Source organism: Sulfitobacter sabulilitoris (genome assembly GCF_005887615.1).
GTDB lineage: Bacteria > Pseudomonadota > Alphaproteobacteria > Rhodobacterales > Rhodobacteraceae > Sulfitobacter_E > Sulfitobacter_E sabulilitoris.
Window position 1 is genome coordinate 32,161 of record NZ_VANS01000005.1, and the last position, 21,190, is coordinate 53,350.

Here is a 21,190-nt window from a genome sequence, read left to right on the forward strand (position 1 = left end):
ACCAATGCGCTTTGCCACCAAGACGAAACTTCTGTCAGGAACGGCGCTCATCACGCTCGGGTTCCTGTCCACCGCGGCCCTCGCCCAGGAGGCGTCGATTGCCTTTGCCTCGGGCGAGCTCGGGGCGACCTCCTACAACCCCGTCACGTCGAGCAACCTCAATTCGGCGACGTCGCTGATCTATGACCGGCTGGTCGAACAGGACGCGGACCAATCCTATCATCCGCATCTGGCGACCTCCTGGGAGGAAGCCGCCGACGGCATGTCGTGGACATTCAAACTCAAGGACGGTGTCACGTTTCATGACGGCACCGCGTTCAACGCGCAATCCGTGGCCGACTGGATCCCCGATTTCGCCGAGACCGAAAACGCCTATCTCGTCGGCGCGGTCGCCTCGGTCGAGGTGATCGACGATCTGACGGTCAAGTTCGTGATGTCGCGGCCCGAACCGAACCTGCTCTACAACCTTGCCTCGTCCTTCATGGGCGTGCCGGGGGCTGCCGCCTATGACAGCATGGGCGAGGATTTCGGCGTCACCGGGGCCGTGGGCACCGGCCCCTTCAAGCTCGAAAGCTTTTCCATCGGGCTTGAGACCGTCCTGGTGCGCAACGACGATTACGCCTGGGCGTCGGACCTGTCCGAAAACCAGGGCGCCGCGCATCTTGAGCGTGTCACCTTTCGCGAGATCCCCGATCAGTCCACCGCGTTTCTGGAACTCAAGACCGGCGGCATCGACGTGCTGCTGGGCGTGCCCACGGATTTCCTGCAGATCCTCAAGGCCGAAAGCAACGTGACGGTGATCCAGATGCCCGGCACAGGCATCAACTACATGCCGATCAACGTGACGGCCGCGCCCTTCGACGACATCAAGGTGCGCGAGGCCACGGGTCTTGCCATCAACCAGGAAGCCATCGTCGCCTCGATCTACAACGGTGTCGGCGCGCCTGCGCACAACTTCCTGATCGCATCGCTGCCGGAGGCTGAGGTCGATCCGTCGCTCAATGTCAGCCACGACCTCGACCGGGCCAATGCCCTGCTGGAGGACGCGGGTTGGGTCATGGGCGACGATGGTGTGCGGATCAAGGACGGCGCGCCGCTGTCGGTCAAGCTGTTCACGCAGAACGGCACCGAATTCACCTCGCTGACGCAGGTGGTTCAGGCGCAGTTGGCCGATATCGGGATGCAGGCCGAGATCACGGTCTTCGACAGTTCCACGATCCGCGACGAATACAAGAACAACCGCCACCAACTGGCGGTGCGCGGCTATGACTGGAACAACTCCGACATCCTGGACTGGTTCTTTTCCGGCGAGCGCCTGGGCTATCCCAACGTGTCGATGTGGAAAGACGAGGAAGGCCAGCGCCTGAACGACGTCGCGATGAAGGACAGCAAGAATTCGGCCGAGCGGATCGCCAATTTCAAGGCTTACCACGAATACGTCCTGTCGCAGCATCTGTTCGTGCCGATCTACCAGCCGACCACGAACATCGCCTACAATTCGGAGCGGGTGAACGTGCCTGACCCGGTGCGCGGGACGCGGTTCCGCTCGCAGACCGTGCTTGACATGACGGTCGTCGAATAGATCGCAACCGCGCCCCACACCCATCCCTGATCCCGGGGGTGGGTGTTCCGCACCCCTACGAAGGGCCGACCGATGCTGCTGCGATACATCTTCTTTCGGGCGCTGATGCTGATCCCGGTGTCGATCTCGATCTCGGTCGTCATCTTCATGATCGTGCACCTGCTGCCAGGCGATCCCATCGACAACCTGATCCGCGTCGGGTCCTCCCCGGATGATCGCGCGGCGCTGATCACCAAGTACGGGCTCGATCAACCGCTGGTGGTCCAGTATTTCAAATGGATCGGCGCGATGTTCCAGGGCGATTTCGGCGAGGCCATCGTGCTGCGCCGCCCCGTCGCCGACCTGATCGCGCAGAACCTGCCCTACAGCCTGACCCTGGGCGGTCTGGCCTTTGCCTTCTCCAGCATCGTCGGGATCATCCTCGGCACCATCTCGGCCACGACCCGTTCGACCCTCGTCGAGCAGGTCGTGCGCGGCTTCATTCTGCTGGGCTCGACCGTGCCGGGGTTCTGGCTGGCGCTGCTGATGATCCTGTTCTTCGCGGTGCAACTGCAATGGTTTCCCGTTTCGGGCGCCAAGGGTTGGGACAGTCTGGTGCTGCCGGTTCTGACCATCGGCTTCGGCGGGGTCGCACTGGTCGCGCGGGTCACGCGCGTGGCGCTGCTGGATGCGCGGCGCGAGGATTTCGTGACACTGCTGCACGCCAAGGGCCTGCCCGCGCGCGCCATCCTGACCGGTCACCTGATGCCGCACGCGATGTTGCCGGTCGTCACCATCCTGGCGCTGCGCATCGGCTGGATCCTGGGCGGTGCGGTCACGGTGGAATTCGTCTTTGGCCGCCCCGGATTGGGATCGCTGCTGATCCGCGCGCTGGGGCAGCGCGACTATCCGGTCGTGCAGGGCTGTCTGCTGATGCTGGCGCTGGCAGTCATGCTGGGCACGCTGATCGGCGACGTGGCGCAGGCCGCAATGGATCCACGCATCAGAGAGGCAAAGAAATGACGTCAATGACAGGCACCGCCGCCCGCGCCATGGCCGGGTTCGGAAACACCTCGCTGGGGCGCGCCTTTGGCTCGTGGCTGGGCAAGATCGCCGGCGGGTTCTTGATCCTGCTGGTTCTGGTGGCCATCTTCGCGCCCTGGATCACCCCCTTCGACTATGCCGCGCAGGACCTGATGAACGGCAACGCCCCGCCGGGCTGGCCGCATCTTCTGGGCACCGACCAGTTCGGCCGCGACGTGCTGAGCCGCGTCATCTACGGCGCGCGCACGTCGCTGTCGGTCAGCGCCACGGCAATCGCCATTTCCATCGCCGTGGGCATGACGCTGGGGGCCGCCGCGGGATATTTCGGCGGCCTGTTCGAACGCGCCGTGATGACGGTGGTGGATCTGACGTGGTCCTTCCCCGACATCCTGATCGCGCTGATCTTCGTCGCCATCATCGGGCCGGGCCTGACCTCGACGACATTCGCCATCGCGATTGCCTATCTCGCGCAATTCACCCGTCTGACGCGGGCCCAGATCGTGCGCCTCAAGCGCGAGACGTTTATCGAGGCGACCATCAACCTCGGGGCCAAACCCCGGCACATCCTGCAATATCACCTGCTGCCCAACGCCATCGCCCCGGTCATCGTGGTGGGGATGCTGGCCATCGGCGACGGTATCGTTCTCGAGGCGACGCTGGGCTTTTTCGGCCTTGGCGCGCAGCCCCCGACGCCGAGCTGGGGCGCGATGATGTCGAGCGGCACGGCGCAATTGTTCCTCAGCCCCTGGGTCATCATCTTTCCCGGCGTGGTCGTCGCCGTCACGGTGATCGCCGTGAACCTCTTTGGCGATGAGTTGATCCGCGCGCTGGACATCCGCGACCGGATCAGGGGGGCCTGAGCGATGCTGGAAGTCAGCAATCTGGAGGTCGCCTTCGGCCCCGTGGCACCGCTCTCGGGTGTCAGCTTCGCGCTCGACAAGGGCGAGACGCTGGGCATCGTCGGGGAAAGCGGATCGGGCAAATCCCTGACCGCGATGAGCGTGATGGGCCTGTTGCCGCTGTCGGGCGGGCGGATCACCGCAGGCTCCATCGTCTTTGACGGACAGGAGCTGACCACCCTGTCGGAACCGGCCTATCGCCGGCTGCGCGGCGGGCGCATCGGCCTCATTACCCAGAACCCGATGACCTCGCTCGATCCGCTGCAAAAGATCGGGCCGCAGGTCGACAAGGTGGCGGTGCTGCATCTGGGGATGACCGCCCGCGAGGCGCGGGCCCGCACGGTCGAGATCCTGGGCACGCTGCGCATCCCCGAACCCGCGCTGATCTGCGAGCGTTATCCGCACCAGATGTCGGGCGGCATGAAACAGCGGATCGTCATCGCGATGGCGCTGGCGGCGGACCCCGACGTGCTGGTCGCGGATGAGCCGACGACCGCGCTGGATGTGACGGTGCAGGCGCAGATCATCCGCCTGCTCGACGATCTGGTCAAGGAACGCGATCTGTCGCTGGTGCTGATCACCCACGACATGAGCGTGGTGGCCCAGACCTGCGACAAGGTCGTGGTGATGTACGCCGGGCGCGCCATCGAACACGGGCCGGTCGGGGCGATCTTCGGCGCGCCCCAGCACCCCTATACGCAGGCGCTGATCGGCTGCATTCCCAAGGGGCTTGGGCAGGACGAACAGTTGACCGGCATCCCCGGCACGGTGCCCACGGTGCTGAATTACCCCAAGGGCTGCCCGTTTCACCCGCGCTGCCCCCGTGCGCAGGGCATCTGCGCCACCGACCGCCCGGCGCATGTCACCCAAGGCGACAGCGCCGTCGCCTGCCATTTCCCCGGAGAGCGCGCATGACCCACCAGCTTGAAGTGCGCAACCTGTCCAAGCAGTTCTCCAGCCCCGGCGGGCCGTTCCGCCGCGCGCGGGTGATGCATGCGGTCAACGACGTGTCTTTCGATCTGCCCAAGGGGCGGGTGATCGGCGTGGTGGGCGAAAGCGGCTGCGGCAAGTCCACGCTGGCCCGGCTGATCCTGCGGCTGATCGAACCGACGACCGGCACGCTGCATTTCGAAGGCCAGGATCTGCGCGCCAAATCCGCCGCCGAGATGCGCCGCCTGCGCGCCGATATGCAGATGGTGTTTCAAGACCCCTACTCGGCCATCGATCCGCGCTACACCGTCGCCCGCGCGGTGATGGAGCCCTTCGAGGTGCAGGGCCGCAAGCCGCAGGGCAGCGCCGCCGAAGAGGTGGACAAACTGCTGAGCATGGTCGGCCTCAACCCCGGTCTGGCGGGCAGCTATCCGCACCAGATTTCCGGCGGGCAGAAGCAGCGCGTCGGCATTGCCCGCGCGCTGGCGTTGCGCCCATCGCTGCTGGTGCTGGACGAGCCGACCGCATCGCTGGACGTGTCGGTGCAGGCGCAGATCATCAGCCTGCTGGAACAGCTGCGCGACGACCTCGGCCTGACCTATCTTTTCATCAGCCACGATCTGAGCCTCGTGCGGTATTTCTGCGACGAAATCCTGGTGATGTACCTGGGCCGCGTGGTCGAAGCCCTGCCCGATACCGGGCTTGCCGCGCGCCACCCCTACACCAAGACGCTGATGGACAGCACCTTTGCCCCGGACCCGGCACAGCGCCGGGTGATCGCGCCGCTGGAGGGCGAGGTACCCAGCCCCTTCAACCTGCCGCCCGGCTGCGCCTTTGCCGACCGGTGTCCGCAGGCGAGCGATCTGTGCCGGACCCAAACTCCTGAACTCGCGGCGCGGGACGGTCACGCCGTCGCCTGCCATCACCCCCTCTGAAGGACCGATCCCTTGCCCGCTCGCATTCTGACTGCCGAAATTTCGCACGAAACCAATACGTTCAATATCCGTCCGACAGACATTGCGGCGTTTCAGGACCGGTTTCTGCTGGATGGTCCGGCGGCGATTGCCGCACGGGGGGCCAGCAACACCGAACTTGCCGGGGTGCTTGAAACCGCGCGGCGGCACGGATGGGACATGACCCACGTGATCAGCGCCGGCGCGGGACCGGGCGGTCGGGTGACCGACGATGCCTTTGACCAGATCTGCGCGCCGCTGATGCAGGCGGCGGACAAGGGTGGATGGGACGGCATCCTTTTGATGTTGCACGGCGCCATGGTCACGGCATCGCATGACGACGGCGAAGGCGAGATCCTGCGGCGGCTCCGCCGGATCGTCGGGCCTGACCTTCCGATCGCGGTCACGCTTGATCCGCATGCGAATGTCAGCACCGCCATGTGCGAGCTTGCGCAGATCCTCGTCTCCTTTACCACGTATCCGCATGTGGATGTCCGCGCCACCGGGCAGCGCGTGGCCGAACTGCTGCACCGCACCATCGGCGGCGACATCACCCCACGCACCCTGCGCGCCCACCGCCCCATGCTGGAAGAGGCGAACGGCGGGCGCACCGATATCGGCCCGATGATCGAACGCCACGCCCTCGCGCGCGCGTTCGAGGCGCGCAAGGGCGTCTATGCCGTCAGCATCAACGGCGCCTTTCCCTGCGCCGACATCGCCGAGGTCGGACCCACCGTTCTGGTCACCGCCGAGGCCGGACTGGCGGGGGCGCAGGACATGGGCGAAGAGATCGCCGACGACATCTGGCTGCGCCGCGACGAGGCGCTGAATTCCTACCTGAGCGTGACGCAGGCCGCCGCGATCGCCGCGACATGGAAACCGGGCAGCGGCCCGCTGATCATTGCCGACTATGCCGACAACCCCGGATCGGGGGCCTACGGCGATGCCACGGCATTGCTGGGCGCGTTGCTGGACGCCGGGGTCGGCGATGCCTGTTTCGGCCCGCTGATCGATGCCGAGGCGGCGGCGATGCTTCAGACCGGGGACGTCGGATCGACCCGGACATTGCGCCTGGGCGGCAGGACCGCGCCGCAGTTCGGCGGTGGCCCGTTGGAGGTCACCGGAACCCTGATGTGGCGCGGCGATGGCCGGGTGACGGGCAGCGGCCCCATCCTGGGCGGCCTGCAACGGAGCTTCGGACCAACGGCCGTCATGCGGGTCGATGGCGTCGATATCCTCATTGTCACCATTGCGCATCAGATGCTGGATCTGCGCCAGTTCGAGACCTTCGGCATCAATCCGTCCGCGCTGCGCGTGGTCGCATTGAAATCGATGCAGCATTTCCGGGCGGCCTTTGCGCCGATTGCCGGACGGATCATCGTGTGCGACAGCGGCGCGTTGTGCACGGTCGACTACGCGCAGATGCCATATGGGACGGTGCCGCGCCCGATATATCCGCTGGACCGCGGCGAAGGCGGCTGACACCGGCATCGCAGGTCCGCGGGCACGTGACGACGGCGCGCCACCCTCGGGTCAGGCCCGTTGCTGGCGGCCCCCATCACCTTCGGGCACCAGATCCTTTTTGTAGGCCACGAGATCGGCGTCGGTCAGGGTCTCGCGGTCCAGCAAGTCGCGGGCCGACCGCTCCAGCAGATCGCGATTGGCCTCGAGAAGCGCGAACACCCTGTCGTAGACGGTGTTGATCGTGGTGCGCACGGACGCGTCGATAAGCGCGGCGGTGGCGTCGCTATAGGCGGCCTCCGCCCTGGCGTTGCGGTACTGATCCAGAAAGTCGCGCTTGGCCTCTTCGTAGCTGACAAAGCCCAGATCCTCGTTCATGCCGTAGCGCGTGGCCATCGACCTTGCGATATCCGTCGCCTTCGCCAGATCGTCCGATGCGCCGGTGGACAGATGCCCAAAGACCAGCCCCTCGGCGGCGCGTCCGCCCAGCAGGACGGCGATCTTGTTCTCCAACTCTTCGCGGGTCATCACGAAGCGGTCTTCGGTGGGGCGCTGGATGGTGTAGCCAAGCGCCCCGACCCCACGCGGGATGATAGAGACCTTGTGCACCTCGTCGACGCCCGGCAACGCCATGGCCGTCAGGGCGTGCCCCATCTCGTGATACGCGACGATTTCCCGTTCGCGCGGATTCAAGAGCCGGTTGCGCTTTTCAAGCCCCGCCACGATGCGCTCTATCGCGTTGGTGAAATCGACCATGCCGACCCGGTCCGCCCGCCGCCGCGTGGCCAAAAGCGCCGCTTCGTTCACCAGGTTGGCAAGGTCGGCCCCCGAGAAGCCGGTTGTCAGGGCGGCGATCTGTTCGGGCTTCACGTCCGACGCGACCCTGATCTTCTTCATGTGCACATTGAGGATCGCGACCCGGCCCGCGCGATCGGGGCGGTCCACCAGGATTTGCCGGTCGAACCGGCCCGCGCGCAGCAGCGCCGGGTCGAGGATTTCGGGGCGGTTGGTGGCCGCCAGAAGGACCAGTCCGCCGGAAGGATCGAAGCCGTCCATCTCGGTCAGAAGCTGGTTCAGCGTCTGCTCACGCTCGTCGTGCCCGCCAAGGCCCGGCATGCTGCCACGGGCACGGCCCAGCGCGTCGAGTTCGTCGACGAAAATGATCGCCGGCGCCTTCGATCGCGCCTGCTCGAACAGATCGCGAACCCGCGCCGCGCCGACCCCTACGAACATTTCGACGAATTCCGATCCCGAGATGGAAAAGAACGGCACCTCCGCCTCGCCGGCGACGGCGCGCGCCAGCATCGTCTTGCCGGTGCCGGGCGGCCCCACCAGCAGGACCCCCTTGGGCATGCGCGCGCCCAAAGCGCCATAGCCGTCGGGATCTTTCAGGAATTCCACGATCTCCTGAAGTTCGGTCTTCGCCTCGTCCACACCGGCCACATCGTCGAACTGGATCTTTGTGTCGGTCTCGACGTAGATCTTCGCGCGGCTCTTGCCGATCGACATGAAGCCGCCAAAGCCCTGATTTTCGGCGAACTTGCGGATCAGCAAGACCCACAGTCCGAAAAACACGAGCGCGGGCACGACCCAGGACAAAAGCGCGCCAAGCCATGTGTTCTCCGCGGCTCCGGTATAGGTGATATTCCGGTCGCGCAGCATATCGGACAGCCCCGGCGCGACCGGTGTCGTGACAAAATCCGTCTTGCCGTTCTGCGGGCTCGTGAAAGTCCCCCTGATCGTATCCGAGCCGATCACGACAGTGTCGACCAGCCCGTCCTCGACATATTGCTCGAACCGGCTGAAGGGGATCGCCTCGATGGCCTGCGACCGCATCCACAGATCCTGAAGCAGCAAGACGCCCAGGAACGCCAGAATGAAATACCACAGATTGATCTTGCTCTTCTGGTCCATGTCCCACCTCCTCGCGGACCTCGGTTCATTCGACTCCCGATGTGGGCATCGTCGGGTTTTTTTCCAGAGCGGGCTTGACAACCGATAACCCGGTTTCCACATCAATTTTGTTTGGGGATGCCGATGGCGGGTCTCCACGTAACGTGCAGCAGGCGATTGGCGTTTAGTGATCGCGGCCCTGCCCGTCCCGACGATTTGGCGCGGGTTTTCGCACCACGTCTTTCATGTTGCCTGTTTGTTGCAACCCGCCTCATCGACCTCTCCAACACGTGCCGGTCCCGGTCTGCCATTTCCATGGTCGACGCAAACCCGTGGCCCGTGGGTCGGCTTGGTTCAAGCAATGGAAAGGAGGACGACAATGCTTCACACTCGTTTCGGCCCCTTCGGCGCGGGCGATCCGTTCGCCGACATGCGCCGCGTTCAGGGCGAAATGAACAGGCTGTTCGACGGTCTGGGCACATCCCGGCGCACGTCGGTCTACCCGCCGGTGAATTTCTGGATCGGGGAAGACAGCATCGTGATGACCACCGAACTGCCGGGGCTTTCGGAAAGCGACATCGACCTGGTGGTCCAGGACACGGTGGTTTCGATCCGGGGCGAATTCACCGATCGCGACACCGACGAGGAGATCGCCTGGCACCGTCGCGAGCGGCCCAAGGGGAAATTCTCCCGGTCGGTCGAACTGCCGTTCCGCATCGACGCCGAACAGGTCGATGCCCGGTTCGAGCACGGCGTTCTGACGGTCGAAATGCAGCGACCCGAGGATGAAAAGCCCAAGCGTATCCAGATCAAATCGTAAACCCGCCAAAGAAAGGAGGACGAAAATGGCACAGGAACTGACACCCGAAGGCGGCCGCGACATGGCCGCGCAAACTGCGGCTGGCACCCCGATGGACGCAACCTTCACCCCGGCGGTGGACATCTTCGAGAAGGGCGACACGACGGTGATCCTCGCGGATATGCCCGGCGTCGCGCCCGACGATGTGGACGTCACGCTCGAGCGCCAGGTGCTGACCCTGACGGGACGCGTCAAGCGTCACGTGCCCGAGGGCTACCGCCGCCTGTCGTCGGAATATCGCGAAGGCGACTACAGCCGGGTCTTTACGCTGTCGGATGCGGTTGATCAGGACCAGATCAAGGCCGATTTCAGGAATGGCGTTCTGCGGCTGGAACTGCCTCGGGCGGCCGAAGCGAAGCCGAAGAAAATCACCGTCAAAGCAGCCTGACCGAACCAGGGAAAGGAGGATGACATCATGCAGATCGGCGATCTTATCCCCTGGGGGCGTGACAAGGACAAGCCCCCCGCCAACGACGACCTGAGCCCGAACACTCCGCTGGCCACCTTGCAGCGCGACATCAACACCGTGTTCGAGGAGTTCTGGCAGCGCGTCGAGAAAGGGTGGAGCGGTCGAACCGGCGCTATCGGACCGTTCGGCCCCAGCACCGACGTCGCGGAGACCGACGACAGCGTCGAGGTCGCGGTCGAATTGCCGGGCATGGCCGAGGACGACATCGAAATCCTTCTGTCCGGCGACGCGATGACGATCCGAGGCGAAAAGAAGGTGGCGAGCGAGGAAAAACGCAAGGGCGTCTATATGTCCGAGCGGTCCTACGGAAGCTTTTATCGCACCATACCGCTGCCACCGGGCGTCGACACCGACAAGGCGCAGGCGCGGTTCAAGCGCGGTGTCCTGACGGTCACGCTGCCGAAGTCGGCCGAAGCCCAGGCGCGGGTCAAGCGAATCCCGGTAAAAGCGGCCTGAACAACCGGGCGGCCGGCATTGCCCGGCCGCCCGACCGACGCAGAAAGGAACGACGTCATTGCCGCGATCCGGCGCATCGACACCGGCAATCGGCATGGTCGCCCTGGCCCCTGTCCCGACTGAATCGACCCTCCTTGCCGATGCCACCCCCACCAGGCACCGGCAGGGCATTGAGAGGGTCAGGGGTCGATTTTTCGCGATCGGGCCCTGATTGCGAGGGGCCGAAAACCGTCTGACGTCAGCCCCTTTGGGGGCGGGTGGCCGCGAAACGGTCCGGTCACCGCGTCCGCCCGTTCAAGGAGACACAGGATGCCCGACACAGTGACTGGATTTGGCCGCATGGTGGCGGCGCTGATCATCCTCGCACTTGCCTTTGTCGCACCCGGGAATGCGCAGACGGCCGATGCCCCGTTCCTGCGCAACGACACCGGCCTGCCGACGCTGGCGCCGCTCTTGGCAGAAATAACGCCGGCGGTCGTGAACATTTCCGTCGAAAGCCGACGAACGGCAGAGATGAACCCGCTCTTCAACGATCCGTTCTTCCGGCGGTTCTTTGACCTGCCGCCGATGCCGCAGCAACCCGCGCCCCGCCAACAGATGAGCGCGGGGTCGGGTGTGATCGTCGATGCCGGGCAAGGATACGTGCTGACCAACCACCACGTCGTCGAGAACGGCGACCGGATCATCGTGACGCTCAAGGATCGCCGGCAATTCGATGCGGACCTGATCGGCAGCGATGCCGGAACGGATATCGCGTTGCTCCGCATCGACGCCGAAGACATTTCCGCGCTTGACCTCGGCGACAGCGACCAGCTTCGGGTCGGCGACTATGTCCTGGCCATCGGAAACCCCTTCGGCCTCGGTCAGACGGTCACCTCCGGTATCGTCAGCGCCCTCGGGCGCAGCGGGCTCAATGTCGATGGGTACGAGGATTTCATCCAGACGGATGCGTCGATCAACCCCGGCAACTCCGGCGGCGCACTGGTCACGCTCGATGGTCGTCTGGTCGGGATCAACACCGCGATCATCGCCCCGTCCGGCGGCAATGTCGGCATCGGGTTTTCGGTGCCTTCGAACATGGCGCAGGCGGTCATGGATCAGCTCATCGAATACGGCGAGGTCCGCCGCGGGCAGCTTGGGGTGACGATCCAGGATTTCACACCCGACCTGGCAGAGGCGCTTGGGATCGAAGCCGGCGTCGGCGCGGTCGTCACTCAGGTCGAGCCGGACAGCGCCGCACAGGCGGCCGGGATCGAACCCGGCGACCTGATCGTTGCCGTCGATGGCCGCCCCGTCGCGGGCTCCGCCGATCTGCGCAGTCAGATCGGGTTGAAGCGGATCGACAGCACCGTTGAGCTGGACATCATCCGCGATGGCGCGGCGATGACCCTGCAAGCGACCCTGCGCGAGGCCGGGGTGTCGGCCGCCGCGACCGGGGACCGGGCCCTCGATCGGCTCGCCGGCGCGGAGTTGCGCGACCTGCAACCGGGCGATCCGTTCCACGGCGATCTTGACGGCGTCGTGGTCGCCCGGCTCGATCCCGGCAGCCGGGCCGCGCGATCGGGGCTGCAGGCGGGCGACATCATCCTGGCGGTCAACCGCATGCCGGTCGCATCGCTGACTGACCTGCGCCGACAGGTGTCCCGCGTCGAAGGGGCGCTTGCCCTGACCATCCAACGCGGCGCGGCGCGGATTTTCCTGGTCATGCGGTAACGTCGGGCACGACAGACGCGTGGCCGCCAGAGGCCAAGGCCACGGGCGGACGGGATCAAGAAGACTTGGATGCGCGCCGTGCCTGATACGGAGATCATGCATACGGTCGACATGTGAATGGCCACCCGGGTCGCTCGGAGAAAACCCAGTGTCAAATCGTTTGATAATACCGGAAATTTGGTGCGGTCGGAGAGACTCGAACTCTCACGGGTGTTACCCCACAGCGACCTCAACGCTGCGCGTCTACCATTCCGCCACGACCGCACGCCATGGATGGTGTGGCGTCTTTAGCGAAGCGCGGCGACCTTGTGAAGGACAATTTCGCGATCCCACGCGAATTTTCTGCGCGACCCGCCTGCCCTTGCAATTGCGCAGCCGCGCGCCGATCTTGTGACCCGGCATGACATCACCCGAAAGGAGCCAACGCATGACCGACGAACAGACAGTGGCGGAGGATCAAGGCCCCGTCGTGCAGATCGATATCGTGTCTGACGTGATGTGCCCGTGGTGCATCGTCGGGTTCAGGCAGCTAGAACAGGCGCTGGGCATGACCGGCATGGGCGCGCGCATTCGCTGGCATCCCTTTGAGCTGAACCCCCAGATGCCGCCCGAGGGGCAGAACCTGGCCGAACATATCGCCGAAAAATACGGTGCATCGCCCGAGCAGAGCGCGCAGAACCGCAAGCATCTCACGGATCTTGGCGCCGATCTGGGCATCGCGTTCAATTTTTCCGACGACAGCCGCATCGTCAACACCTTTGCCGCGCATCAATTGCTGGACTGGGCAGAGGCGCAGAACCAGCAGCACCCGCTCAAGATCGCGCTGTTCGACGCACATTTCACCCAGGGGCACGATGTGTCGGACGCCGGGGTTCTGGCCGATGTGGCCGCCGGGATCGGCCTGGACCGTGCGGCCGCCGCCGCGGCCCTTGCATCGGGCGCACATGCGGCTTCGGTGCGCGAAAAGCAGCAGTTCTGGACCTCGCGCGGCATATCGGGCGTGCCGGCGATGGTCTTTGGCGGTCGCTACCTGCTGACCGGTGCGCAGGGCGCGCAGACCTATGCCGACATGCTGCGCCGGACATATGCCGAGGATCAGGCCGCCTGAGACACTTGCGAAAATCTCGCCGCGGCCTTTTCGCGGGCGCCGATCGCGGCTAGACCCACGCCATGGTAGACTGGATCATCACCGACGGCTTGACGGATTACCGCGCCGCCGAAGCCTGGATGGAAGCGCGCGCAGCGGCCGTGGCCGAGGGAGAGGCGCGCGAATGCGTCTGGCTGGTCGAGCATCCCCCGCTCTATACCGCCGGCACCAGCGCCAAGCGCGAGGACCTGACCGATCCCGCCCGGTTTCCGGTCTATGACACCCGGCGCGGCGGGCAGTACACCTATCACGGTCCGGGACAGCGTGTGGCCTATACCATCCTGAACGTGGGCCGGCGCGGGCGCGACGTGCGCCGGTTCGTTCAGGATCTCGAGCATTGGGTGATCGCGGCGCTGGACACCTTCAACGTGACCGGTGAAATCCGCGAGGGGCGCGTGGGCGTCTGGGTCGCGCGCCCGGACAAGCCGCTGACCGCCGCGGGCGCCGTAGCCGAGGACAAGATCGCGGCGATCGGGATCCGGCTGCGAAAATGGGTCAGCTTTCACGGCATTTCCATCAACGTCGAACCCGACCTGAGCCATTTTTCCGGCATCGTTCCTTGCGGCATCTCCGAGCATGGGGTGACCAGCCTTGTGGACCTTGGCCTGCCGGTCACGATGGATGATGTGGACATCGCCCTGCGCGACAGCTTTGCCCGCGTGTTCGGCGACAGCCCCTCGACCGGACAGGCACCCTAACCTTCGGTCGGTGCGGTGCCATCGCGGACCATCAGGTATTCCGATACAAAGCTGGCCACGTCCGCCTCCCGAATGGGTTTGTTGGCAAATCGGTGCACGTTCTTGTCCGCCTCCGCCCTGTCCTGATCGGATTGCAGCAGCGATGTCGACAGCATGATGATGATCTGCTGCGTCTGCTCGGGCACCGGAAGATCGGCATAGGCGTCGAGGAATTCGAAACCGTTCATCCGTGGCATGTTGATATCGAGCAGTATGAGCTCCGGCTGGGCCGGGCCCCTGTTCGCGGGATCGCACAGGTAATCAAGTGCCGCGATCCCGTCGGTGGCCACGTCGATCGTGTCGACAAGGCCGGTGCGCGTGATGACGCGGCGGTGCATCATGTTGGTCACCGTATCGTCATCGACCAGCAGCACCTTGCGCAATCGCCCCCGGTGGACCAACTCCGGCGGAGCGGCCAGGGGGCCGGGCCCGGTCGGTGCGGTCGCATGTCTCAGTGGCGGCATTCGCTGTCCTCCTGCGGTGATGAAAATATCTGGCCCTTGACCGGAAACCGGAGGGTAAAGACCGCACCCTGATCCGGCGCGCCGTCGACATCGATCCGGCCGCCGATGCGCTGCATCAGACGCGAGATCGCATGCAGCGCGACGCCCGAGCCTTCGGGGGCGGCATGGGCGCGCTTGAACAGGCCGAACACCTTGTCCCGGTCCCGAGGCAGGTCAAGGCCGGTGCCGTTGTCGCGCACCGCGAGGCAATCCATGCCGTCCTGCGACCACGAGGCCAGATGAATGACGGGCGGACGGGCGGGATCGGCGTATTTCAGGGCGTTGCTCAGCAGGTTTTCCACGATATTGGCCATCTCCGCGCGGGCGAAATGGACAGTCGGCGCCGCGCTGAAATCACAGGTCACCCGCGCGTCGGACCGTGCGATCAGCGGCTGGAGCGCGGTCTTCGCGGCGGCCAAAATGTCGTCCAGCGCCACAGGCCCGAATGGCGGCAACCGGTTCGATTGCACCTGCGCCACGCTGACCAGCGCTTCGAGCTTGTCGCGCGCCTGGTTGCAGACATTCTGCATCCACGACAGCGTTTCACGGTGTTCGTGTGTCATGTCATCCGCCGTGTCGTTCAGCATCGACGAGAGGCTGCACATGTTGTTGATCGGCACCTTGAGGTCGTGGGTCGCGACATAGGTGAGCTGTTCAAGCTCTCGCACCGAATCGCTCAGTTCCAGCGTGCGCCGCGCGACGCGCGCCTCAAGCTCCCTGTTGAGGATGTTGAGCTGATCCGTGCGCGCCGCGACCCGCGCCTCAAGCTCGGCGTTCAGTTCCATCAGGCGCTGCTCGGCCTGCTTTTGGCGCGTGATGTCAGAGGCAAGCCCGATATGGCGCAGCACCGATCCGTCGGCGGCCCGGTCGAACACCGTATCGACGGAATACAGCCAGACATCCTTGCCGGATTTCGCGCGGGCGCGGTATTCATACGTGTCCTGCTCGCCCGGCGCCAGCCGGCGGAGCCCCGCGAAATAGGCGCCAAGACCGGCGATGTCGTCGGGGTGGATCACCTTTTCCAGCACCGTATCGCCCATTTGCCTGATTTCTTCGGGGCTGAAGCCGATCAGATCGGCGATCGAGCGATTGGAGTATTCGTTGCTCTGCGTCTGATGGTTGAAGACATAGATGATGCCGGGCACGAGGACCGACATCCGGCTCAGGAACGCGTGGCTGTTCCATTCGTCGTCAACGACGCCCTCCGCCGGCACATCGGGCGACGGATCCTGCACCAGTCGTGCCTTGGCGAGGGATGGGTTTTGCATCGAAAACTCCGGACATCGGGGCGGCGGACGCGCTGCGCCCGAGTGACGCGGTCGGGATCCAGATCCTGCCGCGATCGCCAAAATGCCCGCCGCGCGTTAAAAGACGGTAAACAAGTTCCGCTCCCTGCAGACAATTTCGCCGTGGACCGTTTGGCGGATCTGCGTTCTGTGCCGCGCCTGCCCGCGTCAATTTATCTTGGTCTGCGGCAAATACGATCATTGCCCCGCTGCCCAAGTCATTCTAAAACCCCTCAGACTCTGTAGCGCGAAGTGGAAACTGCGTGCTGCATCACATTAATTCAGGAGGCACCGCATGGCAGACGCAGCCATTCACGGGCACGACCATGTAGACGAGCGCGGCTTTTTCACCCGCTGGTTCATGTCCACAAACCATAAAGATATCGGGATTCTATACCTGATCACGGCGGCCCTCGCGGGCTTTGTCTCTGTCGCATTCACGGTTTACATGCGGCTTGAGCTGATGAACCCCGGCGTGCAGTACATGTGCATGGAAGGCGCGCGGATGTTCGCCGATTCCGCCGCGACCTGTACGCCCAACGGCCACCTCTGGAACGTTCTGATCACTGCCCACGGCATTCTGATGATGTTCTTCGTGGTCATTCCGGCGCTGTTCGGCGGGTTCGGCAACTATTTCATGCCGCTGCAGATCGGCGCGCCCGACATGGCGTTCCCGCGGATGAACAACCTCAGCTACTGGCTCTATGTCGCGGGCACCACGCTGGCGGTCTGCTCCGTCCTGTCGCCCGGTGGCAACGATCAGCTCGGCTCGGGCGTGGGCTGGGTGCTCTATCCGCCTCTGTCGGTAAACGAAGGCGGCTGGTCGATGGACCTCGCGATTTTCGCCGTGCACGTCTCGGGCGCGTCGTCGATCCTGGGCGCGATCAACATGATCACCACCTTCCTGAACATGCGTGCCCCCGGCATGACCCTGTTCAAGGTGCCGCTGTTCTCGTGGTCGATCTTCGTGACAAGCTGGCTCATCCTGCTGTCGCTGCCGGTTCTGGCCGGTGCGATCACCATGCTCCTGATGGACCGTAACTTCGGCTTTGCCTTCTTCGATCCGGCCGGCGGCGGTGATCCGGTGCTCTACCAGCACATCCTGTGGTTCTTCGGCCACCCCGAAGTCTACATCATCATCCTGCCCGGTTTCGGCATCATCAGCCACGTCATCGCAACGTTCAGCCGCAAGCCCGTCTTCGGCTACCTGCCGATGGTCTGGGCGATCATCGCGATCGGCGCACTGGGCTTTGTCGTGTGGGCGCACCACATGTACACGGTCGGCATGTCGCTGAACCAGCAGGCCTATTTCATGCTGGCCACGATGGTCATCGCGGTGCCGACAGGCGTCAAGGTGTTCAGCTGGATCGCCACCATGTGGGGCGGATCGGTCGAGTTCAAGACACCGATGCTCTGGGCCTTCGGCTTCCTGTTCCTGTTCACCGTGGGCGGCGTGACCGGCATCGTGCTGAGCCAGGCGGCCGTGGACCGCTACTATCACGACACATATTACGTCGTGGCGCACTTCCACTACGTGATGAGCCTGGGTGCCGTGTTCGCGATCTTTGCGGGGGTGTACTTCTACCTGCCGAAGATGACCGGCCGCATGTATCCCGAATGGGCCGGCAAGCTGCACTTCTGGGCGATGTTCATCGGGGCGAACCTGACGTTCTTCCCGCAGCACTTCCTGGGCCGTCAGGGCATGCCGCGTCGCTACATCGACTACCCCGACGCGTTCCAGTACTGGAACCAGTGGTCGAGCTGGGGTGCGTTCCTGAGCTTTGCGTCCTTCCTGTTCTTCTTCGGGGTGATCGCCTACACGCTGCTGAAAGGCCGCAAGGTCACGGAAAACAACCCGTGGAACGAGTATGCGGACACGCTGGAATGGACCCTGCCCAGCCCGCCGCCCGAGCACACGTTCGAGCAGCTTCCAAAGCAGGAAGACTGGGACAAGCAGCCGGCGCACTAAGCTCTGCTTTCAGACCAGGACACGAAAGGCTCCAACGGCGGTTGGGGCCTTTTTTCGTTGCGCGGGCCACCATCGGCACCCCCGCCCGAAACCGCACTGACGCAGGTGCGCGCCCTTCTCGATTGCCGCCGACCGCCTTCGGCCTGCCCCGGCGGCACGCGAAATCCGTAGGGATCCCCGTGATTTCCTGTAGGATGACGTCATTGCCGAGGAGGCCGCCATGAAGAACACGATCATGTCAGTGATGGGCGCGGCGCTGCTTGCGACCGGGGCCGCGCATGCCGATCAACCCATAGAGCTGAACAATGTCTATCCCTTGAACCAGGAGTATTTCCAGCTCTCCGAGAGCATCTACTACACCCAGGACAACCGCGGATACTTCGAGGTCGTCGAAGGCCCGTTCGAGGAAGGCCCAGCACGCTGCGTGGGCTCCGGTTTCGGCTTTCGGGACGGCACCAATTCAATCGACGGGATATGCATTTTCGGCGAAGGCGAGGACACCTTTACCATGCGTTGGAAATCCGGCGAAAAAGGCGAGGCGAACACCTGGAGCATCGTTGCCGGAACGGGCCGCTACGACGGCATGACCGGCGAGGGGATCGCGACCACGGCGGTCGAGGTCATGTACAAGGCGATGCCGCTGCGGCAGTCGCATATCCTGGGCCGGGTCGACATTCCCAAGACCCAGTAGCGTCAGAAAGGCCGCGGCGCCGCATCGCATGGCTGCCACCGCAGATCGGCCAAGGGTCGATGCGCTGTCCACACGGGCACCGCCGGCAATGCCCCCACCGGCGCGCGGGTGCCCAAAGCGGATCTCGTGTCGCATTGCCGCGCGCGACAGACGGGCTAAAATGGCGATCATCGCAATCAACGGTGCCGCCATGCCCTATCAATGGATCACGAAACCCGACGAAACACCTCAGACGCTGCGGCTCTGGCCGCATGAATCGCTGCCCGCGCGCGGCATGGCGGCCTTCGTGCTCACCACCTTCACGCTGATCATGATCCCGGTGCTGCCGCTGTTGGGCTCTCCGATCCTGTGGGGGCTGCTGCCGTTCTTGCTGCTTGCGGTCTGGGGGGTGTATTTCGCGCTGCAACGCAACCACCGCGCCCGACAGATCGTCGAGGTGCTGACCCTCGATACCGACGCGGCGCAACTTGTACGCACCGAACCGTCGGGCGCGGTCAAGGAATGGGATTGCAACCGCTACTGGGCGACTGTCACCAAGTACGAAAAGGATGGCCCCGTGCCGCAGTACGTCACGCTGAAGGGCATGGGCCGCGAAGTCGAAATCGGCGCCTTCCTGTCTGAGGAGGAACGGGTCGCGCTGTATGACGAGTTGCAACGCGCCTGGCGGCGGTGACGCAACCGCCGGCCCGCACCGACGGTGTCAGCTCAGGCGGTTCTTGACCATCGGACCGACGGCGCCGAAATCCATTTGCCCGGTGTATTTCCCCTTGAGCAGCGCCATCACCTTGCCCATGTCGCGGATGCTGTCCGCGCCGATTTCCGCGATCGCCGCATCCACCGCCTCTGTCTGCTCCTCCTCGGAAAGCTGACGCGGCAGGAATTCCTCGATCACCTTGATCTCGTCGCGCTCGCGGTCGGCCAGGTCCAGCCGGCCGCCTTCCTCGTAGGCACGCGCGCTTTCGGTGCGCTGCTTGGACATCTTGCCAAGGATGGCCAGCACATCGTCCTCGCCCACCCCGTCGTCGTTGCCTTCGGCCCGCACCGCGATATCGCGGTCCTTGATGGCGGCATTGATCAGCCGCAGCGTCGACAGCCGATCAGCCGCCTTGTCCTTCATCGCCTGTTTCAATGCCTGTGAAACGCGTGCGCGCAATTCCATGTCAGCGTCCTGTTCTGTCCAGTTGGGTGCCCGGCCTCGTCCGGGCCTTGAACCTTACCCAAACCGCGCCACTGCCGCAACCGTTGCTTGCGCAGGGTTTCGCGTGCGAGAACCTTGTTATTATGGCGGCAAAAAGACCGCGTGCGGCCCTTGACCCGCCTCTGCCCCACGACTAGTTTCCGGCAGATTTTGCCCCCGAACACGCCCGCTCCCGAAAGGTGACGCCACATGACCTTTACGCCCGATCGCCCCACCGCCTGCCTTGCCCTGGCCGATGGCACGTTGTTCTACGGCATCGGTTTCGGCGCCACCGGACAGACGGTGGCGGAGTTGTGCTTCAACACCGCGATGACCGGCTACCAGGAAATCATGACCGACCCGTCCTATGCCGGTCAGGTCGTCACCTTCACCTTCCCCCACATCGGCAACGTCGGCGTGAACCCCGATGACGACGAAACAGCGGAGCCGGTCGCGGCGGGCATGGTGGTGAAATGGATGCCCACCGACCCCAGTAACTGGCGCAGCGTTCAGGGGCTGGACACATGGCTGGCCGCGCGCGGGCGCATCGCCATCGGCGGCGTGGACACCCGGCGGCTGACCCGGGCGATACGGCAATCGGGTGCGCCGCATGTCGCGCTGGCGCATGATCCCGAGGGCGATTTCGACACCGATGCGCTGATCGCGGCGGCGCGCGAATTCGTCGGGCTCGAGGGGCTGGACCTCGCCCGCGACGTGACCTGTGCGCAGTCCTACCGCTGGAACGAGATGCGCTGGGCCTGGCCCGACGGGCACCAGCCCCAGACCGATCCGCAACACAAGGTCGTCGCCATCGATTACGGCGCCAAGCGCAATATCTTGCGCTGTCTGGCCAGCGCGGGCTGCGATGTGACCGTCCTGCCCGCCACGGCCAGCTATGACGACATCATGGCGCATGATCCCGATGGCGTTTTCCTGTCCAACGGTCCGGGCGATCCGGCGGCGACCGGCGTCTATGCGGTGCCGATGATCCGCGACATCATGGACAAGACCGATCTGCCGATGTTCGGGATCTGTCTTGGCCACCAGATGCTGGCGCTCGCGCTGGGGGCGCGCACCGTCAAGATGAACCACGGCCACCACGGCGCGAACCACCCGGTCAAGGACCATGACACCGGCAAGGTTGAAATCACCTCGATGAACCATGGCTTCGCGGTCGATGGCCAAAGCCTGCCCAACGGCGTCGTCGAGACGCATACGTCGCTCTTTGACGGGTCGAACTGCGGCATCCGGCTCGATGGTCGTCCGGTCTATTCGGTGCAACACCACCCCGAAGCCTCGCCCGGGCCGCAAGACAGCTTTTACCTGTTCGAACGCTTTGCCAAGGCGATGGCCGATCGCCGCGTCTGACAGGTGTCGCAGGCCCGTGCAGGCCCCGCCGCGCATGAAGTTTGCCTCTTAACACTCTGTTAACCTTGGCCTGT

General features: G+C 64.5%; 20 protein-coding genes and 1 tRNA gene. 16 read left to right on the forward strand and 5 right to left on the reverse strand.

Annotated elements, in window-relative coordinates:
• The first annotated feature begins 4 nt into the window (after positions 1 to 4).
• The 6 genes from FDT80_RS16010 (at position 5) to FDT80_RS16035 (ending at position 6,869) form a co-directional block, all read left to right on the forward strand.
• Complete coding sequence (locus FDT80_RS16010; protein ID WP_138663335.1) at positions 5 to 1,582, forward strand: ABC transporter substrate-binding protein; 1,578 nt, start codon at positions 5 to 7, stop codon at positions 1,580 to 1,582.
• 72 nt (positions 1,583 to 1,654) lie between these two features.
• Complete coding sequence (locus FDT80_RS16015; protein ID WP_138663336.1) at positions 1,655 to 2,584, forward strand: ABC transporter permease; 930 nt, start codon at positions 1,655 to 1,657, stop codon at positions 2,582 to 2,584.
• Entirely contained in the window at positions 2,581 to 3,465 is an 885-nt protein-coding gene (locus FDT80_RS16020; protein ID WP_138663337.1) for an ABC transporter permease, read from the forward strand. The genes FDT80_RS16015 and FDT80_RS16020 overlap by 4 nt, the downstream gene beginning before the upstream one ends.
• 3 nt (positions 3,466 to 3,468) lie before the next feature.
• Positions 3,469 to 4,419, forward strand: coding sequence for an ABC transporter ATP-binding protein (locus FDT80_RS16025; RefSeq protein WP_138663338.1), 951 nt, complete (start codon positions 3,469 to 3,471; stop codon positions 4,417 to 4,419).
• A complete protein-coding gene (locus FDT80_RS16030; RefSeq protein ID WP_138663339.1) occupies positions 4,416 to 5,369 on the forward strand; it encodes an ABC transporter ATP-binding protein in 954 nt (317 codons plus the stop codon). Before FDT80_RS16025 ends, FDT80_RS16030 begins: the two co-directional genes overlap by 4 nt.
• 12 nt (positions 5,370 to 5,381) lie before the next feature.
• Positions 5,382 to 6,869 carry a M81 family metallopeptidase gene (locus FDT80_RS16035; RefSeq protein ID WP_138663340.1) on the forward strand — a complete coding sequence of 496 codons (1,488 nt, stop codon included), beginning with the start codon at positions 5,382 to 5,384 and terminating at the stop codon, positions 6,867 to 6,869.
• 51 nt (positions 6,870 to 6,920) lie between these two features.
• On the opposite strand, the gene ftsH is transcribed toward FDT80_RS16035, so the two are convergent.
• Positions 6,921 to 8,762: an ATP-dependent zinc metalloprotease FtsH gene (gene ftsH / locus FDT80_RS16040; RefSeq protein WP_138663341.1), complete on the reverse strand. Its 1,842-nt coding sequence runs from the start codon at positions 8,760 to 8,762 to the stop codon at positions 6,921 to 6,923.
• 358 nt (positions 8,763 to 9,120) lie between these two features.
• Between ftsH and FDT80_RS16045 the strand changes: the two genes are divergently transcribed.
• The 4 genes from FDT80_RS16045 (at position 9,121) to FDT80_RS16060 (ending at position 12,238) form a co-directional block, all read left to right on the forward strand.
• Positions 9,121 to 9,561 (forward strand): Hsp20/alpha crystallin family protein, encoded by a 441-nt coding sequence (locus FDT80_RS16045; protein WP_170311905.1) that lies wholly within the window; start codon positions 9,121 to 9,123, stop codon positions 9,559 to 9,561.
• Positions 9,562 to 9,586: 25 nt separating this feature from the next.
• On the forward strand, positions 9,587 to 9,988 hold the full coding sequence (locus FDT80_RS16050) for an Hsp20/alpha crystallin family protein (protein WP_170311906.1): 402 nt from the start codon (positions 9,587 to 9,589) through the stop codon (positions 9,986 to 9,988).
• Between the two features lie 27 nt (positions 9,989 to 10,015).
• Complete coding sequence (locus FDT80_RS16055; protein ID WP_138663344.1) at positions 10,016 to 10,525, forward strand: Hsp20/alpha crystallin family protein; 510 nt, start codon at positions 10,016 to 10,018, stop codon at positions 10,523 to 10,525.
• Positions 10,526 to 10,834: 309 nt separating this feature from the next.
• Complete coding sequence (locus FDT80_RS16060; protein WP_138663345.1) at positions 10,835 to 12,238, forward strand: DegQ family serine endoprotease; 1,404 nt, start codon at positions 10,835 to 10,837, stop codon at positions 12,236 to 12,238.
• A 178-nt stretch (positions 12,239 to 12,416) separates the two neighbouring features.
• Here FDT80_RS16060 and FDT80_RS16065 read toward each other — a convergent pair.
• A tRNA-Leu gene (locus FDT80_RS16065) sits at positions 12,417 to 12,502 on the reverse strand.
• Between the two features lie 163 nt (positions 12,503 to 12,665).
• Here FDT80_RS16065 and FDT80_RS16070 point away from each other — a divergent pair.
• Together FDT80_RS16070 and lipB are read left to right on the forward strand one after the other, a co-directional pair.
• A complete protein-coding gene (locus FDT80_RS16070) occupies positions 12,666 to 13,346 on the forward strand; it encodes a DsbA family oxidoreductase (protein WP_138663346.1) in 681 nt (226 codons plus the stop codon).
• Positions 13,347 to 13,408: 62 nt separating this feature from the next.
• Positions 13,409 to 14,083, forward strand: coding sequence for a lipoyl(octanoyl) transferase LipB (gene lipB, locus FDT80_RS16075; RefSeq protein WP_138663347.1), 675 nt, complete (start codon positions 13,409 to 13,411; stop codon positions 14,081 to 14,083).
• Here lipB and FDT80_RS16080 read toward each other — a convergent pair.
• Both FDT80_RS16080 and FDT80_RS16085 read right to left on the reverse strand, forming a co-directional pair.
• Positions 14,080 to 14,586 (reverse strand): response regulator, encoded by a 507-nt coding sequence (locus FDT80_RS16080; RefSeq protein ID WP_138663348.1) that lies wholly within the window; start codon positions 14,584 to 14,586, stop codon positions 14,080 to 14,082. The genes lipB and FDT80_RS16080 overlap by 4 nt on opposite strands.
• Positions 14,574 to 15,893 carry a PAS domain-containing sensor histidine kinase gene (locus FDT80_RS16085; protein ID WP_138663349.1) on the reverse strand — a complete coding sequence of 440 codons (1,320 nt, stop codon included), beginning with the start codon at positions 15,891 to 15,893 and terminating at the stop codon, positions 14,574 to 14,576. The genes FDT80_RS16080 and FDT80_RS16085 overlap by 13 nt, the downstream gene beginning before the upstream one ends.
• Before the next feature lie 313 nt (positions 15,894 to 16,206).
• Here FDT80_RS16085 and ctaD point away from each other — a divergent pair, with 313 nt between their 5' ends.
• The 3 genes from ctaD (at position 16,207) to FDT80_RS16100 (ending at position 19,244) form a co-directional block, all read left to right on the forward strand.
• Complete coding sequence (gene ctaD, locus FDT80_RS16090; RefSeq protein WP_138663350.1) at positions 16,207 to 17,880, forward strand: cytochrome c oxidase subunit I; 1,674 nt, start codon at positions 16,207 to 16,209, stop codon at positions 17,878 to 17,880.
• A 220-nt stretch (positions 17,881 to 18,100) separates the two neighbouring features.
• A complete protein-coding gene (locus tag FDT80_RS16095) occupies positions 18,101 to 18,571 on the forward strand; it encodes a hypothetical protein (protein WP_138663351.1) in 471 nt (156 codons plus the stop codon).
• Positions 18,572 to 18,761: 190 nt separating this feature from the next.
• Positions 18,762 to 19,244 (forward strand): DUF2244 domain-containing protein, encoded by a 483-nt coding sequence (locus tag FDT80_RS16100; RefSeq protein WP_138663496.1) that lies wholly within the window; start codon positions 18,762 to 18,764, stop codon positions 19,242 to 19,244.
• 27 nt (positions 19,245 to 19,271) lie between these two features.
• Here FDT80_RS16100 and FDT80_RS16105 read toward each other — a convergent pair whose 3' ends face one another.
• A complete protein-coding gene (locus FDT80_RS16105; RefSeq protein ID WP_138663352.1) occupies positions 19,272 to 19,730 on the reverse strand; it encodes a GatB/YqeY domain-containing protein in 459 nt (152 codons plus the stop codon).
• Positions 19,731 to 19,958: 228 nt separating this feature from the next.
• Between FDT80_RS16105 and carA the strand changes: the two genes are divergently transcribed.
• Complete coding sequence (gene carA, locus FDT80_RS16110; protein ID WP_138663353.1) at positions 19,959 to 21,116, forward strand: glutamine-hydrolyzing carbamoyl-phosphate synthase small subunit; 1,158 nt, start codon at positions 19,959 to 19,961, stop codon at positions 21,114 to 21,116.
• Positions 21,117 to 21,190 lie beyond the last annotated feature (74 nt).